We start from the raw sequence: 15,044 nt of genomic DNA, 5'->3' as shown, positions 1-15,044 counted from the left end.
TCCGCCACCGACAGCACAGGAGTTCGTGCGTGACCGACCAGACCACCCTCGAGCAGGAGATGGCCGCCGAGCAGCGGCATCTCGACCGGGTGTACGCCCGGCTGGCCGAGTTGCGGCAGTCGGCCGCCCGAGCCGAACGCGAGGGCTACCGGCTGGCCAAGGTGGGCAACTTCGGGGCGCTGGTCGAGCGGGACGCGATGGTCTTCCACGCCGCCCAGCGCCGGCACCTGCTCGACGCCGAGCACGAAGGGCTGGTCTTCGGCCGGCTCGACCTGCGGGACCGGTCGGTGCTGCACGTGGGTCGACTCGGCGTACGCGGCGAGAACGCCGAAACCCTGGTGGTGGACTGGCGGGCCCCGGCCGCGGCGGCTTTCTACCAGGCCACCCCGGCGCAGCCGCTGGGCGTGGTCCGCCGCCGCACCATCCAGTCCTCGGCCGAGCGGGTCACCCGAATCGAGGACGACCTGCTCGATCCGGCGGCAGCCCCGCCGGAGATGCCGGTGGTCGGTGACGGCGCACTGCTGGCCACCCTGTCCCGGGCCACCGGACGGGGGATGCGGGACATCGTCGCCACCATCCAGCGGGAGCAGGACGAGGCGATCCGCTCCCCCGGCTCGGGCGTGACGATCGTCTCCGGCGGTCCGGGCACCGGCAAGACGGCGGTCGCCCTGCACCGGGCCGCGTACCTGCTCTACTCCGACCGCAGCCGGTACGCCGGGGGCGGGATCCTGGTCGTCGGCCCGTCGACGGTCTTCGTCGAGTACATCGCCTCGGTGCTGCCGTCCCTCGGTGAGGAGACGGCCACCCTGCACTCGCTCGGCTCGCTCTTTCCCGGCATGTCCGCCACCCGCACCGACCCGCCGGACGTGGCGGCGGTCAAGGGTTCGCTGCGGATGCGGCGGGTACTGGAACGGGCCGCCCGGGACGCGGTGCCGGACGGCCCGGAGGAGCTGCGTCTGCTCTACCGGGGGCAGTTGCTCCGATTGAGCCGTGCCGAACTGGACACGATCCGCACCCGGGCGCTGCCCCGGGGCGCCCGCCGCAACGAGGCGCGCCGGGCCGGCTTCGACGGAATCTTCGCCGCGCTCTGGGCACAGGCCCGCAAGCTGGGCGTACCCGGCCTGCCCGAGCAGCGGCTGTTCGATGACGAGCTGGTCGACCGGACGGAATTCCGCGAGTTCCTCAAGGCGTGGTGGCCGCGCCTGCACCCGCGCCACGTGCTCGGCTGGCTGGCCCGGCCGGAGCGGCTGCGCGCGTACGCCCAGGGGATCCTCTCCGGCGCGGAGATCCGCGTGCTGACGGCGGCCTGGCGGACGCTGGACCGCGATGGGCTGACCATCGCCGACATCGCGCTCCTGGACGAGCTGGACGCGCTGCTCGGCCAGCCGATGAAGCCGGCCCGCCGCCGACGCGACCCGTTCCAGCTCGCCGGTGGGGTACGCGAGCTGAGCACCTTCGCGGACCGGCAGCGCGCCGAGCGGGCGGCGGCCCGGGAGCGCCCGGCCGACTACCGCGACTACGCGCACGTGGTGGTCGACGAGGCGCAGGACGTGTCGCCGATGCAGTGGCGGATGCTGGGCCGGCGGGGCCGGTTAGCCTCCTGGACGGTGGTCGGCGACCCGGCGCAGACCGCGTGGACCGGTGATCCGGTGGAGCTGACCCGGGCCCGGGAGCAGGCGCTCGGCCGGCGCAAGCGGCACGAGTTCACGCTGACCACCAACTACCGCAACTCGGCGGAGATCTTCGCGGTCGCGGCGGCCGAGATCCGTACGGTCCACCCGGATCTGCCGCTGCCGACCGCCGTCCGCTCCACCGGCGTGCACCCGGTGGAGCTGCGGGTGCCGGCGACGGAGCTGGCGGCCCGCACCGTCGAGGCGGTCGACGCGCTGCTGGCCGAGGTGGCGGGGACGGTGGGTGTGATCACTCCGGTGCCCCGCCGGGACGAGGTCGCCTGCTGGCTGGCCCACCTCGACTCGCCGCGCCTTCAGGTGGTGACCAGCCTCCAGGCCAAGGGCATGGAGTACGACGGGGTGGCGCTGGTCGCGCCGGGTGAGATCCGCGCCGACCCGGGTTCCGGCGTACGGACCCTCTACGTAGCCCTCTCCCGGGCCACCCAACGCCTCACCACCCTCGACCCGCTCGACTGACCTGCGCTGCCCCTGCCTCCCAAGGCGTTCAGCTGGTAGCAGGGGTCCCTTGTTACTCATTGATGAGTAACAAGGGACCCCTGCTACCTCCAGCCGCATCCGTTACGGGCGCCTTGCCGGCAGTTACTTGCACATATTGCGATGTGAACATACATTGGGTCGGGAGCGCACGGGGAACGGAGGGTGGGAGCGTGGGCGCAGGTCATGACCACCACGGCGGGCTCGCACACGCTGCGGGACGACACACCGGCCGGCTCTGGGGCGCGTTCGGCCTGCTCGCCACCCTGATGGTGGTCGAGGCGGCGACCGCGCTGAGCACCGGGTCGCTCGCCCTGCTCTCGGACGCCGGCCACATGTTCACCGACGTGCTCGGCATCGGCATGGCCCTGGCCGCGATCACCGCCGCCCGGCGGGCCGGCCGGGATCCGCAGCGCACCTTCGGCCTCTACCGGCTGGAGGTGCTCGCCGCGCTGGCCAACGCGGTCCTCCTCTCCGGGGTCGCGGTCTACGTGCTCGTCGAGGCGGTCCGCCGGTTCGGCGACCCGCCGGAGGTGACCACCGGCCCGATGCTGCTGGTGGCGGTGCTCGGCCTGCTGGCGAACCTGGTCGCCTTCGCGCTGCTGCGCCAGGGCGCGCAGGAGAGCATCAACCTGCGCGGGGCGTACCTGGAGGTGGTGGCCGACCTGCTCGGGTCGGTCGGCGTAATCACGGCGGCGGCGGTCATCGCGCTGACCGACTGGTGGTGGGCCGACCCGCTGGTCGCGGTGGCGATCGGGGTCTTCATCCTGCCCCGCACCTGGCGGCTGGGCCGGGCCGCGCTGCGGATCCTGGTCCAGGCCGCCCCGGAACATCTCCAGGTGGACGCGGTGCGCGACCGACTCAGCGCCGTACCGGGCGTGGTCGAGGTGCACGACCTGCACGTCTGGACGCTCACCTCGGGGATGGAGGTCGCCTCGGCGCACCTGACCACGGACCCGGCGGCCGAGGTCGGCATGGTGCTGGCCGCCGCGCGTACGGCGCTGCACGAGGACTTCCACATCGACCACGCCACCCTCCAGGTCGAGCCCGACGAATCGCCCGGCGTCTGCGGTCGAGTGGAGTGGTAATTAGGACAAACTTAAATCTCGGAGTATATTGTCCGGCTATGTCAGGTTTGTTGGTGTCATCTCGTGGGAGCGGTGTGGTCGCCGCTGCCCGTGCGGCACCGGCTTCGGTAGTCTCGGACCCGGTCACCGCCGGGCGGCGCCCTCCGGCGCCTGCGGTGGCCGCCGCCTAATCGCCCGTGACGGCGAGCCGGGGAACCATGTTCTTGGGGTGCATCCGCGTCAGCGGTAGGGATCTTCCGTCCCGAACCCGTCAGCTAACCCGGTCGGCGGATGACGGAAGGACATGTGCATGCCAGTAGTGGCACCCGTACGACGTACCGCCGCCCGGATGGCGGCACTGATCGCCGCGACACTCGCCCTCGGCGTCGCGGGCGCGCCGATCACCGTGGTTCCCGCCACGGCGGCCCCGCCGCTGACCGCCCGGGCCCCCGGTGACGATCCCGAGGGCGGCACCCCGGCACTGCGCGCCCAACTGGAGGCGGCCAGCAAGGGGTGGCTCGACGCCAAGGACGCGCTCGCGAAGTCGACCGCCCGGCAGAAGAAGATCAACGAACAGCTCACCACCATCGAGAAGGAACTGGCCGTCCGGGACCAGAAGGTCGGCGTGATCGCCGGCCTCGCGTACCGGAGCGGTCGACTCGGACCGGCCTCGGCGCTGCTGACCAGCGACTCGCCGCAGAACTTCATGGACCGGGCCGCCGCGCTGGACGCGGTCGCCGCCAACGAGGACCGCGAACTACGCGGCCTGCTGACCACCCGGGAGCAGGCCAACCAGACCAAGACCGCGCTGACCCGGGAGATCACCGAGCAGCGCAAGCAGGTCGCGGTGATGGAGAAGCGCAAGCAGCAGGCCGAGCGGGCGCTCTCCGTCGCCAACTCCAGCTCCAGTTCGGGCGGGAGTAGCGGCGGTACGACCCGGTCCGCCACGGCGAAGCCGGCACCGCGCAACGCCGACGGTTCCTGGCCGCCCGAGTCGTGCAGCGTCAACGACCCGACGCCCGCCGACGGCTGCATCACCCCGCGTACGCTGCACGCGCTCAACCAGGCCAAGGCGGCCGGCTTCACCCGGTATGTCTCCTGCTACCGCCCCGGCGGTTCGGGCGAGCATCCCAAGGGCCGGGCCTGCGACTTCGCCGCCCAGAAGAACGGCTTCGGCGGCGACGCCACCGGCGGTGACCGGACCTACGGCAACAACCTGGCGGCGTACTTCATCAACAACGCCGACCGCCTCGGCGTGCTCTACGTGATCTGGTACCGCCAGATCTGGCTGCCGAGCAGCGGGTGGAAGTCGTACAGCGGGGCGGGCGGCGACCCGTCCAGCGATCACACCAACCACGTCCACCTGTCGGTCTACTGAGCAACCCGACGCGGCCCGCCACCCCATCCGGGGGTGGCGGGCCGCTTGCTGTTCGACGCCCTGGCCGGGGGCCGGATCAGCCGCCGGGCAGAGCGGGACGCGGGGGTTCGGAGCCCGTTGACGGCGAGCAGCGTTGCTCAGCCGCCAGAGGCGGGGCCGGAAGCAGGGTTCGGAGCCCGCTGGCGGCGGGCGGGGTGGCCGGCGGGCCGGGTCAGCCGCCGGGCAGCACCTCGGGTTCGGGCGTGCCGGCCGTACCGGCGTAGTACGGCTCGGGCGCACCGAAGAGGCCGAGCAGGCCGGTCACCCAGAGCTGCCGGTGCACGAACCGGCTGGGCTCGGTGACGACCAGCTTGATCCCGCTGACCTCGGCGGTCTGGAACCCGGCAACCATCGCGCTGATGCCCACCGAGTCGATGAAGGTAACCAACCTCATGTTGAGCTCGATCCGTGTCGGGCGCCCCTTGGCGAGCACCTCGACAACGGCTTCGCGTACCTCGTACGCGGTGTCGACGTCGATCTCACCACGGGGGGCTATCTCCATGACGCCACCGGGCAGGACCGACTTCACAATCGACAGGCTCACGCGAGCACCTCCACTCGCCCGTCTCCGGGCGCCTCATCAGTACGCGGGCCGCGACCGAGAGTATTCCTCCGACAGCCTCGGTCGCCACCCCCGAGGGTGGGAAATTCGCAGATCAGGAGCGGCAAGTCGCCCATTTCCGACTCTCCTCCCCCGTTGACCCGCCGATCTCGACTACCGCGCACCACGGCCAAGGGTAACGGTCGCCCTCCGGCGCGCCGCGCAACCACCGCTCCGGGCGTGCCCACCCAGTGAGATCCGCCCCCAGCGAGCATTGACCGACCTGCCTAGCATCAGCCGGACAGAACCTGCCGGCGCTAACGAAGGAGCCATAGATGATCAAGCGACTACTCGGGCTGGCTGGTGTCGGCGCCCTGCTCGCCCTCGTGTTGGCCTGCGGCTTCGGCGGCGCGGGCGACGATGACGATGACGACGGCGACGACGACTTCGCCCGTGGCGTCGCGGTGGTGACGCTGCGCTGACCTCCGGCGCCGTCGGCCGGGGTCGGTCCCACCCGACGGCGGCCCGCACCGTCGGTGATCGACATCACCCGGCGGGTTTGCCGCCGGGCCCGGCGGGGCACCTGGTTGCCGCGTTCATCCGGCCGGGCGACGCGGACGGGTAGGCGCGCACCGCGCCGACCCCGACGCCGTGGCCTGCCAGGACCATCGACGCCGGTACCCCGAGGAGGTAGCCACGATGATCGGATCCACCCTGCTGGAACGTCGCAGCAAGCCCGAGCGGATCGCGGACCAGGCGTGGCGGCACCTGACATCCACGGTCAACTCGGCCGGGGACAGCGTGCGCGACACCGCGCGGTCCACCCGCCGCAACGGTCTGGCCTTCGCCGACGACGCGGGCGACCTGGTCGGCGCCGCCGCCGAGGAGGCCCGCCGCCGGGCGGTGGCCGCCTTCGACGCGCTCGCCGGACGCCGGGCCGCTCTGCCCTGGGCGCTGCTCGTCGGTGCGGCCCTGGCCGGCGCCGCGATCGGCTGGGCGGCCGGATCGGCGGCGCGGGCGATCGGCAACCGGAGCGAGCGCGACCTGGACGACGTCGAGTTCGTCGACGTCAACCGGCCCAGCTCGCCGGCCAGCCTGGACACCTGAGCCGGCCCGAACCGTCGAACCCCTGGCCATCCGGCCAGGGGTTCGTGCTGTCGCGCCGGACCCCGATGGCTGGTCGCGCGGACCCAGATGACTGGTGGCAGCGGACTCCGGTGGCTGTCCCGCCGGACTCAGATGGCGGTGATGTCCGCCGGGGCCCGTTCCGCCCGGGCCAGCGCCCGCAGCACCGCCGGCTGGCCGTGTCGCCGGACGGCGAGCCGGGTGAGCAGGTCGAACACCGGGTCGTTCACCTCGGCGGGCAGCTCCGGCGGGTCGATCCCGACGCTGACCGCCAGGTCGTCGGAGTGCACGGCGATCTCCAGCAGCCGGGTGACGAGGTAGTCGTCGAGGGTCAGCCCCCACCCGCCCGGCGGCACCGCCACCACCCGGTCCGCCGGGGCGTCGGCCAGGGCCGGGGCCAGCCCCGCCAGTACCGCCGTGACCTGCGCCAACAGGGGCTCCGGCCCGGCCTCGGCCAACTCCGCCCCGATCCGCCGGACGACGACGTTCACCTCCGCGTCCGGCTCGGCCTTGACCCACGGCACCCGGCCGAAGTGGGCCAGCAGGCCGATCGGCTCCCCAGAGGGCGCGGGCTGGTCGAGCACCGCCGGCACCCGGAGGATCTGCGCGCCCAGGTGGGCGGCGAGCCCACCGACCCGGAGCCCGTCGAGCGCGCTCGGCTCGGCCCAGCGCCGCACGACCGCCGGCTCGGCGATCAGGCTCACCGCCGAGCGCGCCGCGGTCAGGTATGCCGCCCTGGTCTGATTCATCGACGTTCCCCTCTGTCGCCAGCGCCATGATCGTACCGGCGGGCGGGGGAACGAGCGGCCGGGCACGAGGGGCGGCCGGTCCCGGACGCCGAACCGGTCCGGCCGGGTCCTGACCGGGCGGGGCCAGGACGTCGCCGCCCGGTTCCGGTCAGCCCAGGTGGTACACGAACCCATCGTCGACCTGCTCCCGCCGGATGCCGAGCCCGGCCACCGGCCGGGACGCGACGTCATGCCACGGGGTGCCCGCCGCGTATTCGGGCAGCACCACCACCGTCCGGATCCCCCGCTGGCGCAGGTACGCCACCGAGGGCGCATCCGGGAAGCTGAGACTGGCCGCGCGGATCTCGGCCTGGCTGGCCGGGGTGAACGAGGCCAGCCCGTTGACCACCCGGGGGAACCCGTCGGTCGACCAGAGCATCACGTGCAGTTCCCGGATACCGTCGCTGGGCAGTACCAGCAGCGGCCCGGTCACCCCGTGCAGCGCCGCCGGCTGCTCAGGCACCGGCACGTGCGGGGTCCGGTTCACCCCCTCCAACAGCACCAACACCAGCGGTACGACCAGCACCAGCCGCCCCCAACGGGCGAACCCCCCGGCGCCCGAGGCCCCGCCCGGCCCGGCGGCTCCGGCCGCCACGACCGGCGACGCGGGCTCGGCCGACGCGACCGGCGTGGCGGAATCGACCGGCGTGCCGGAATCGGCCGGGTCGACGGACGAGGCTGGACCGCCCGGATCGGCCGGTGGAGGTGGCGGGGGTGGCGGGGCCGGGTCGGTCGGGTCGCGGCTGAGCGCCCCGGCGGCGAGGAGGCCGAGCAGCAGGGTGGTCCAGAGCACCAGCCGGCCCGGGGTCCGGATGCCGTCCCAGCCCGGCACGTGCTCGACCAGCGTGACGTAGCCCGGATCCCCGTCGCCGAGGAACGTGGTGCCGGCCGCGAGCGCCATGCTGACCAGCACTCCGGCCAGCAGCAGCAGTCGGTGGCGCAGTCGCCAGGCGGAGAGGAAGAGCCCGGCGAAGGCCAGACCGAGCAGCACCACTCCGGGCAGCAGGGTCATTTCGTTGGGGAAACCGAGGGCCGCCCGGGCGGCGGCGTGCCGGTCGCCCCACAGCCAGCTCTCCGGCGGCGCGGTCAGGAAGCCGCGCCACGGCGGGGAGAACATCGCGATGTGCTCGACCGTGCGCCGCCCCTGCGGGTGGCGGGCCACCACCTCGAAGTAGGGCGCGGCCATCAGCAGGGTCACCCCGGCGAAGAAGACCCCGCCCGCCAGGTCGGCCAGGAGCAGGCCGCGCGGAAAGGTCGGCCGGGCCCGCCGCCAGGCCACCCAGGCGTAGCGGGCCGCCGCGGTCAGGCAGACCAGCGCCAGCACGTACGCGAAGGGCAGGCCGATGCCGAAACCCAGGCTGATCTGCCAGGCGGCGACCAGCCAACCGGCCGCGGCCCAGCCGGGACGGACCCGCTCCGGCCGGTAGCCGTGCCGCAGCGACCAACCGTGTCCCCGGGCCAGCATGGCCAGCGACAGCGCGATCCCTCCCACGGAGAGCACGTGCAGGTGCCCGGCCTGGGCGAGCTTCCACGGAGCGTACGCGAAGGCCGCCCCGGCCACCGCCGACCCGGCCCGCCCCGCCCCCACCTGCCGGGCCAACGCGTACGCCCCGACGAACGCCAGCGCGTGCACCAGCACGTAGAGCAGGTTGTAGCGGACCACCGCAGCCACCGGTCCGTCGCCGACCATGCCGAACGGGGCGTAGCCGAGCAGGGTGTCGGAGTACGCGTAGGTGTACGGCTCGGGGTGGAAGGTGTTCGAGTGCCAGAGGTTCGCCGGATCGGTCAGCAGCGCGTGCCCGCCCCAGGCGACCTGCCAGGCCTGGAGGGTCGGGTCCCCGGTGTCCTGCGGGATCGTCCCGGTCAGGTCCCGCAGCGTCGGCCAGGTCAGCACGGCCGCGAACAGTAGCGAGCCGAGGACCACGAGGGTCCACTCGTGCCGGGCCAGCCGCCACAACGCCCAGCCGGCCCGGACGCGGACCGGGGTGACCATCTCCCGTTCGGTGCTCATCCCCCGCCCTCGTCGCCGACCGTGGTTCGACCGATCCAGATCGTGCCGTACCGCCGTACGGCTGTCACCCCCGTCCCGCCCCTCCGATCCGGGTGAGGGCGGCTCACCCGCCGCGCGGGCAGCATCGCGGCCGGCGGACGAGAACCCGACGTACCGGCTGCGGAGAGGAGCCTTCCGATGGGCAGCGCCACGATCATCCGTACCGACCAGGACATCCAGGCCGACGTGCTGGACGAGCTGACCTGGGAACCCCGGGTGCAGCCGCACGAGATCGGCGTGACCGTCACCGAGGGCGTGGTCACCCTGAGCGGCTGGGTGGACGGCTACGCCAAGAAATGGGCCGCCGAACGGGCCGCCCACCGCGTCGCCCGGGTCCGGGCGGTCGCCAACGACCTGGCGGTACGGCTGCCCAGCTCCGCCCAGCGCACCGACCAGGAGGTCGCCACCGCCACCGTCCGGGCCCTGGAATGGGACGCCTTCGTGCCGCTGGAGGAGGTCGACGTGACCGTCGCCGAGGGCTGGGTGACGCTGCGCGGTCAGGTCGAGTGGGAGTATCAGCGACGGGCCGCCGAGCGGGCGGTGGGTCGGCTCACCGGCGTACGTGGGGTCAGCAACGGCATCGCCGTCCGCCCCCGCGCCACCGCCCCGGGCCCGGAGATCGCCACCGGCATCCGCCGCGCGCTGGAGCGCGGCGTCGCCACCGACACCGCCCGGATCTCCGTCGGCCTGTCCGGCCACACGGTCGTCCTGGACGGGGTGGTCCGCTCCACCGAGCAGCGGGCGGCGGCGGAGCGGACCGCCTGGTCCGCGCCGGGCGTGACCGAGGTGCGGAACCGGCTCGTGGTGGGGACCACCCCGCCCGGGTGAACCGGGCTCACCCGTCCGGCCGGCAGGTTGGGAGACGTGCCGGTCCGCGCCGGCCGCGCCGACCGGGCGCGGACCACCGGGCCGGGCCGAACCGGGAGGGGGTGAGCGACGCATGACCACGTCGCTCCAGGTCACCGACGCCCGCCTGCGGGTGCCGGTCACCGAGGCCGACCACGTACGGGGGCCGGCGGACGCGCCGGTGACCCTCGTCGAGTACGCCGACTTCCAGTGCCGCCACTGCGGCGCGGCGTACCGGAACCTGCGGGACGTGCTGCGCCAGCGGGACGGCCTGGTCCGGCTGGTCTACCGGCACTTCCCCATCGCCAACATCCACCCGTACGCGGAGAGCGCCGCCGAGGTCGCCGAGGCGGTCGGCCAACGCGACCGGTTCTGGGAGATGCACGACTGGTTGTACGAGCACCAGGACCAGCTCGACCCGGTGCACCTGACGGTCGGGGTGGAGCAGCTCGGTTTCCCGGCGGACGACGAGGTCAGCGCCGAGGCCCAGCACCGGCGGCACGCCGACCGGGTCCGGCGGGACTTCGTCGGCGGCATCCGCAGCGGGGTGACCGGCGTGCCGACGATGTTCGTCAACGACGTCTGCCACGAGGGCGGGTACGCCGTCGCGGACCTGCTCGCCGCCGTCGACCAGGCGGCCGGCGACTGAGCCGTCCACCTCGTGACTGCAGGGGTCCCCTGCTCCTCATAAAACGACTGCAGGGGACCCCTGCTACCACCCGAGCGCTCAGATCAGGTGGAGTTCGCGGGCCCGGCGGACCGCCTCACGGCGCCGGGTCGCGTCGAGCTTGCGGTAGATGTTGCGGACGTGCGTCTTGACGGTGTTCACCGACAGGGACAACTCGCTGGCGATCTCCACGTTGGACAGGATGCTCTGGAGATAACGCAGGATGGTCAGCTCCCGTTCGGTGAGCGGCTCGTCCAGTCCCCGCTCGGGCGCACCACCGCGCCGCGCCGGCTCACCGGTCGGGCCACCGTCGCGGAGCAGGTCGGCGACGAGCGTCCAGTGAGCGGTGCCGGAGTCGAGGTGCTCGGCGAGCAGGTCCCGGACCCCGGGGACGGCCCGGGTGAGTACCCGCCGGTGTCCGTCCGCCTCGGCCAGCTCCAGCACCCGTTCCACCGTCCGCCCGGCCCGGCGGGGGTCCCCGGCGTGCCGGGCGAGCAGGGCGTCGAGCAGGGCGGCGTCGAGGCGTACCGGTCGGGGCCACCGGTCGGCGTCCGGGGCGTCCCACCGGGGCAGGGCACGGCCGGCGGCGGCCGGGTCACCGGCGTACAGCTCGATTCGGGCCCGCGCGACGGCCAGCTCCGGGCCGACGGTCGACTCGTCGACGGCGGCCAGCAGCTCCCGGGCCGCCCCCGGATCGCCGCGCGCCGCGCAGTGGTCGACCTCGGCGGCGAGCAGCCGGTCGGTCACCGCCCGGGCGCGGGGACGGCCGGCGAGCAGGTTCCGCGCCCGGGCCAGGGTGGGCCGGACGGTACCGGGGTCGCTGCCGAGCTGCGCCCGGCAGTACGCGGCCACCGCCGCCGTCGTCGGGTCGTACCCGGGTCCGTCGGCCAGCGCCAGGTCCGCCTCGGCCGCGCCGGGCTGGTCGCGGTAGAGCGCGACCACCGCCAGCGCCAGGTACGCGTGGCTCCGGTCGGTCGGGGTGGCCGGCCCGCCGAGCGTCTCGCGGGCGTCCCGCTCGGCCTCCCGGAGCCGGCCGTGCCAGGCGGCGGCCAGCGCGGCCCGGCTGCGGCAGAGCAGCTCGGTGCGGGGTCGACCCGCCTGCCGGGCCCCGGCGGCCAGCCGGTCGAAGGCGGCCCCCGCCCCGGTCAGGTCCCCCTCGGCAAGGTCGGCGAGCGCGTCGGCGGTGCCGGCGACCAGGTGGCCGTCGGCCCGGTCACCGGCACCGGAGCGGGGGTCGTCGGCGGGCCCGGCCGGCGCGCCGGTGAGCGTGCGGAGGCGTGCGGCGGCGGCGCGTACCCCGGCGGGGTCACCGGTCAGCCGGGCCAGCGCGACGTCCAGCGCGGCGGCCAACCACCGGAGGCGGTCCCGGCGCGGCGCGGGAAGGTCGCGGGCCGCGGCGAGCGCGGCGCGCAGGTGGTCGGCGGCGGCGCGATCGGCGGCTCGGGCGCGGTCGACGGCCAGGGCCAGGGCCAGTTCCGGGTCCCGGTCGAAGCGGTCGGCCGGCGGGACGGTGGGCGGCGGCCCGGCCGGTTCCGGGTCGTACGGGACCAGCTCCGGCCAGTCGACGAGCACCAGTTCGGTGGCGTGGTCCCAGTCGCCGGCCGCGAGCGCGTGCCGCAGCGCCTCCGCCGGCCGGCCCTGCCCGGCGTACCAGCCGGCGGCCCGGGAGTGCAGCATCGGCAACTGCCTGTCGGGCAGCCGGGCCAGGTCGGCGCGGAGCAGGTCGGCCAGGAGCGGTTGGCAGCGGTACCAGCCGGGGCGCAGCCCGTCGGGCCGGAGAAATCCGGTGGACCGGGCGAGGTCGGCGAGGGGCCCGTCCCCGCCGGCCGACCCGACCAGTGCGGCGGCCAGGTCACCGCAGACCGTCCCGGCCACCGCGAGCTGGCGCAGCAGGTCGACGTCGGCGGCGGGCAGCTCGGTGAGGATCTCGTCGCGCAGGTACCCGGCGACGTCCGGCTGTTCCCCGCCGAACCCGGTGACCACGGCGGCCGGGTCGGCGGCGGAGCGGGCGGCCAGCGCGGCGAAGCACAGCCCGGCCGGCCAGCCACCGGTCCGTTCCCGCAGCGTCGGCACGGACGCCGGGGGCACCGCGACAGCGTGCGCGGTCAGCAGGTCGGCCACCTCGTCGGTGGTGAAGGCCAGCTCGTCGGCGTCGATCTCGGTCAGTTCCCCGCGCAGCCGCCACCGGTGCAGCGGCAACGCCGGATCGGTGCGCGCCGCGACCACCAGCCGTAGCCGCTGCCCGGCGTGCCGGAGCAGGAACTCCAGGCCGGCCAGCGCCGCCGGGTCGGTCACCCGGTGCAGGTCGTCGAGGACGAGGACGACCGGCTGGTCCCGCGCGGCGAGCGCGGCGGCGAGCCGTTCGACGGACCGGTCGGCCGGCAGATCCGCCGCGTCCAGCGCGACAGCGAGGTACGACCAGAGCCGCTCGGCGGTGTCGCCCACCTCGACGGAGAGCCAGGCCGACGCCGGTTCGGTGGCCCGAACCCAGGCGGCGAGCAGCGTGGTCTTGCCCCAGCCGGCGGGCGCGCGGAGCAGGGTGACCGGCCCGCACGTGCCGGTGTCGAGCCGGCGCAGCAGCCGGGGGCGGAGCACCACCGGCTCCGGCGGCGGGGGCGCGACCAGCCGGGACGCCAGCAGCGGCACGGTCGGATACTCCTCCGGCATCTGTCGTCCTCCCCCACGCTCCCCGGTCGCGGCCGGCGGTTACCCGGCCTCACGCCGTTCACCCCTTCCGGGGGAACCGGCTTCACCCGACCGGGGCGCAGGGTGCGGTCAGGGGTGGGTGGTAGCAGGGGACCCCTGTTACCGCTTTCTGCGTAGCAGGGGACCCCTGCACACAACACAGTGCCGGCGAGGGAAAGGCGGAGACAACCGTGGTACGCGCGAGACGGCCGGTGCCGGTGGGACGCTGGCAGGTGGTGACCGTGGATCGCCCGGCAGACGAGGTGCTGCCCGGCGGGCGGCTGCCGGAACCACTGGCCCAACTCGGCAACGGGGTGCAGGTGCGGGTGCGCCCGGCTCCGGGTGACCGGGGCACCGAGCTGGCCGCCCGCGCCCCGGACGGGCGGTTCGCGGGGATGGCCGCCCACCTGGTCGGCGACGACCCGGACCAGGTGCTCCGGGCCGCGCTGCGCGAGGTGCGGCAGCGTACCGAGACCGGCGAGCCGCTGCGGTGAGGGCGCTGTGCTGGCAGGGCGACCGGCTGGCCGTCGCCGAGGTGCCCGACCCGGAGCTGCGCAACGGGCACGACGCCATCGTGCGGGTCCGGTGCAGCGCCACCTGCGGGGCCGACCTGCACCTGATCGACACCGGGGCACTGCGCCCCGGTGACGTGCTCGGGCACGAGTTCCTCGGCGAGGTGGTGGAGGTGGGTCCACGGGTGCGCCGGCACCGGGTCGGGGACCGGGTGGTGGTCGCCTCGGTGGTGGCCTGCGGCCGGTGCCGGTACTGCCGGGAAGGGCTGCACTCCTGCTGCGACAACGGCAGCGTCGACCCGGTGACTGACGAGCTGGCCTGGGGCCAGGCGCCGGCCGGCTGCTACGGCCACCCGTCGGCCGGTGGCGGCTTCGCCGGCAGCCACGCCGAGTACGTCCGGGTGCCGTACGCCGACGTCGGCGCGTTCACCGTGCCGGACGGGGTGCCCGACGAACGGGCGGTGTTCGCCTCGGACGCCGCGCCGACCGGTTGGACGGGGGTGGACGTCGGCGGCGTACGCCCCGGGGACGTGGTGGCGGTCTGGGGCGCGGGCGCGGTCGGTCAACTGGTCGCCCGGGCGGCGCTGCTGCGGGGCGCGGAGCGGGTGGTCGTCATCGACCGGTACGACGATCGGCTGCGCATGGTCGAACAGCACTCCGGCGCGGAGACGGTGCACTACCACCACGCCGATGTCACCGCCGAGCTGCGGGAACGCAGCGGCGGGCGGGGCCCGGACGTGTGCGTCGAGGCGGCTGGCTCAGTGGACGGCTCCCGGTCGCTGACCGACCGGCTGCGCCGCGCGCCCCGTACCCCGCTGGCGTTGCGCGAGGCGGTGCACGCCTGCCGTAAGGGCGGCACCGTGGTGGTGCTGGGCGACGTCACCGGCTTCGTGGACACCTTCCCGGTCGGCGCGGTGGTGCGCAAGGAGTTGACCGTACGCGGGGCACGCCCGCACGGACCCCGGCACGTCCCGACGCTGCTGGACCGGATGGCCCGGGACGAGCTGCGCACCGAGTACCTGGCCACGCACCGGCTCCCCCTCGAACAGGGGCCGGAGGGGTACGACCTGTTCCGGAACCGGACCGACGGCTGCGTCCGGGTGCTCTTCACCCCCGGCTGAGGTGCCGTTGACCTGGAGGGTTTGTGTTGCGGCGAGCGCCCTGGTCAGATGATCGAGGTT

Annotated in this window: 13 protein-coding genes and 1 riboswitch; of the genes, 9 read left to right on the top strand and 4 right to left on the bottom strand. The window is 74.6% G+C overall.

All coding sequences use genetic code 11. The features are described from left to right. The first annotated feature begins 29 nt into the window (after positions 1–29). The 3 genes from GA0074692_RS00625 (at position 30) to GA0074692_RS00615 (ending at position 4,610) form a co-directional block, all read left to right on the top strand. Complete coding sequence (locus tag GA0074692_RS00625; protein ID WP_091638560.1) at positions 30–2,147, top strand: HelD family protein; 2,118 nt, start codon at positions 30–32, stop codon at positions 2,145–2,147. Positions 2,148–2,338: 191 nt separating this feature from the next. Continuing rightward, positions 2,339–3,253, top strand: coding sequence for a cation diffusion facilitator family transporter (locus GA0074692_RS00620; RefSeq protein ID WP_091638559.1), 915 nt, complete (start codon positions 2,339–2,341; stop codon positions 3,251–3,253). A gap of 153 nt (positions 3,254–3,406) precedes the next feature. Then, positions 3,407–3,538, top strand: a riboswitch (cyclic di-AMP (ydaO/yuaA leader). Between the two features lie 13 nt (positions 3,539–3,551). Then, a complete protein-coding gene (locus tag GA0074692_RS00615) occupies positions 3,552–4,610 on the top strand; it encodes a coiled-coil domain-containing protein (protein ID WP_483819086.1) in 1,059 nt (352 codons plus the stop codon). Between the two features lie 211 nt (positions 4,611–4,821). Here the strand turns inward: GA0074692_RS00615 and GA0074692_RS00610 are convergent, their stop codons facing one another. Next, complete coding sequence (locus GA0074692_RS00610; protein WP_091638557.1) at positions 4,822–5,193, bottom strand: STAS domain-containing protein; 372 nt, start codon at positions 5,191–5,193, stop codon at positions 4,822–4,824. Positions 5,194–5,525: 332 nt separating this feature from the next. Between GA0074692_RS00610 and GA0074692_RS34475 the strand changes: the two genes are divergently transcribed. After that, complete coding sequence (locus GA0074692_RS34475; RefSeq protein ID WP_176738245.1) at positions 5,526–5,672, top strand: hypothetical protein; 147 nt, start codon at positions 5,526–5,528, stop codon at positions 5,670–5,672. 217 nt (positions 5,673–5,889) lie between these two features. Next, entirely contained in the window at positions 5,890–6,297 is a 408-nt protein-coding gene (locus tag GA0074692_RS00605) for a hypothetical protein (RefSeq protein WP_091638556.1), read from the top strand. 128 nt (positions 6,298–6,425) lie between these two features. Here GA0074692_RS00605 and GA0074692_RS00600 read toward each other — a convergent pair whose 3' ends face one another. Continuing rightward, positions 6,426–7,064, bottom strand: a complete 639-nt coding sequence (locus tag GA0074692_RS00600; protein ID WP_091638555.1) for a maleylpyruvate isomerase N-terminal domain-containing protein — start codon at positions 7,062–7,064, stop codon at positions 6,426–6,428. 148 nt (positions 7,065–7,212) lie between these two features. Beyond that, entirely contained in the window at positions 7,213–9,114 is a 1,902-nt protein-coding gene (locus GA0074692_RS00595) for a hypothetical protein (protein WP_176738244.1), read from the bottom strand. Between the two features lie 177 nt (positions 9,115–9,291). Here GA0074692_RS00595 and GA0074692_RS00590 point away from each other — a divergent pair, with 177 nt between their 5' ends. Both GA0074692_RS00590 and GA0074692_RS00585 read left to right on the top strand, forming a co-directional pair. Then, a complete protein-coding gene (locus GA0074692_RS00590; RefSeq protein ID WP_091638554.1) occupies positions 9,292–9,981 on the top strand; it encodes a BON domain-containing protein in 690 nt (229 codons plus the stop codon). Positions 9,982–10,093: 112 nt separating this feature from the next. Beyond that, complete coding sequence (locus tag GA0074692_RS00585) at positions 10,094–10,648, top strand: DsbA family protein (protein WP_091638553.1); 555 nt, start codon at positions 10,094–10,096, stop codon at positions 10,646–10,648. 78 nt (positions 10,649–10,726) lie between these two features. Here the strand turns inward: GA0074692_RS00585 and GA0074692_RS00580 are convergent, their stop codons facing one another. Next, the gene (locus GA0074692_RS00580; RefSeq protein WP_091638552.1) at positions 10,727–13,333 is read right to left on the bottom strand and encodes a winged helix-turn-helix domain-containing protein; all 2,607 of its coding nucleotides are present in this window, start codon (positions 13,331–13,333) and stop codon (positions 10,727–10,729) included. Positions 13,334–13,542: 209 nt separating this feature from the next. Here GA0074692_RS00580 and GA0074692_RS00575 point away from each other — a divergent pair, with 209 nt between their 5' ends. Both GA0074692_RS00575 and GA0074692_RS00570 read left to right on the top strand, forming a co-directional pair. Then, positions 13,543–13,845, top strand: a complete 303-nt coding sequence (locus GA0074692_RS00575) for a hypothetical protein (RefSeq protein ID WP_425413321.1) — start codon at positions 13,543–13,545, stop codon at positions 13,843–13,845. Beyond that, positions 13,842–14,984 (top strand): alcohol dehydrogenase catalytic domain-containing protein, encoded by a 1,143-nt coding sequence (locus tag GA0074692_RS00570; RefSeq protein ID WP_091638550.1) that lies wholly within the window; start codon positions 13,842–13,844, stop codon positions 14,982–14,984. Before GA0074692_RS00575 ends, GA0074692_RS00570 begins: the two co-directional genes overlap by 4 nt. The last annotated feature ends 60 nt before the right edge of the window (positions 14,985–15,044 follow it).

Source organism: Micromonospora pallida (genome assembly GCF_900090325.1).
Classification (GTDB): domain Bacteria; phylum Actinomycetota; class Actinomycetes; order Mycobacteriales; family Micromonosporaceae; genus Micromonospora; species Micromonospora pallida.
The sequence above is the reverse complement of the archived record's forward strand: the minus strand, read 5'-3'. Positions and strand labels throughout refer to the sequence as shown.

Coding starts and splice junctions, on each gene's coding strand:
- GA0074692_RS34475 (WP_176738245.1), top strand. CDS start 5,526: ATGATCAAGCGACTACTCGGGCTGGCTGGTGTCGGCGCCCTGCTCGCC.
- GA0074692_RS00595 (WP_176738244.1), bottom strand. CDS start 9,114: ATGAGCACCGAACGGGAGATGGTCACCCCGGTCCGCGTCCGGGCCGGC.
- GA0074692_RS00585 (WP_091638553.1), top strand. CDS start 10,094: ATGACCACGTCGCTCCAGGTCACCGACGCCCGCCTGCGGGTGCCGGTC.
- GA0074692_RS00600 (WP_091638555.1), bottom strand. CDS start 7,064: ATGAATCAGACCAGGGCGGCATACCTGACCGCGGCGCGCTCGGCGGTG.
- GA0074692_RS00590 (WP_091638554.1), top strand. CDS start 9,292: ATGGGCAGCGCCACGATCATCCGTACCGACCAGGACATCCAGGCCGAC.
- GA0074692_RS00605 (WP_091638556.1), top strand. CDS start 5,890: ATGATCGGATCCACCCTGCTGGAACGTCGCAGCAAGCCCGAGCGGATC.
- GA0074692_RS00580 (WP_091638552.1), bottom strand. CDS start 13,333: ATGCCGGAGGAGTATCCGACCGTGCCGCTGCTGGCGTCCCGGCTGGTC.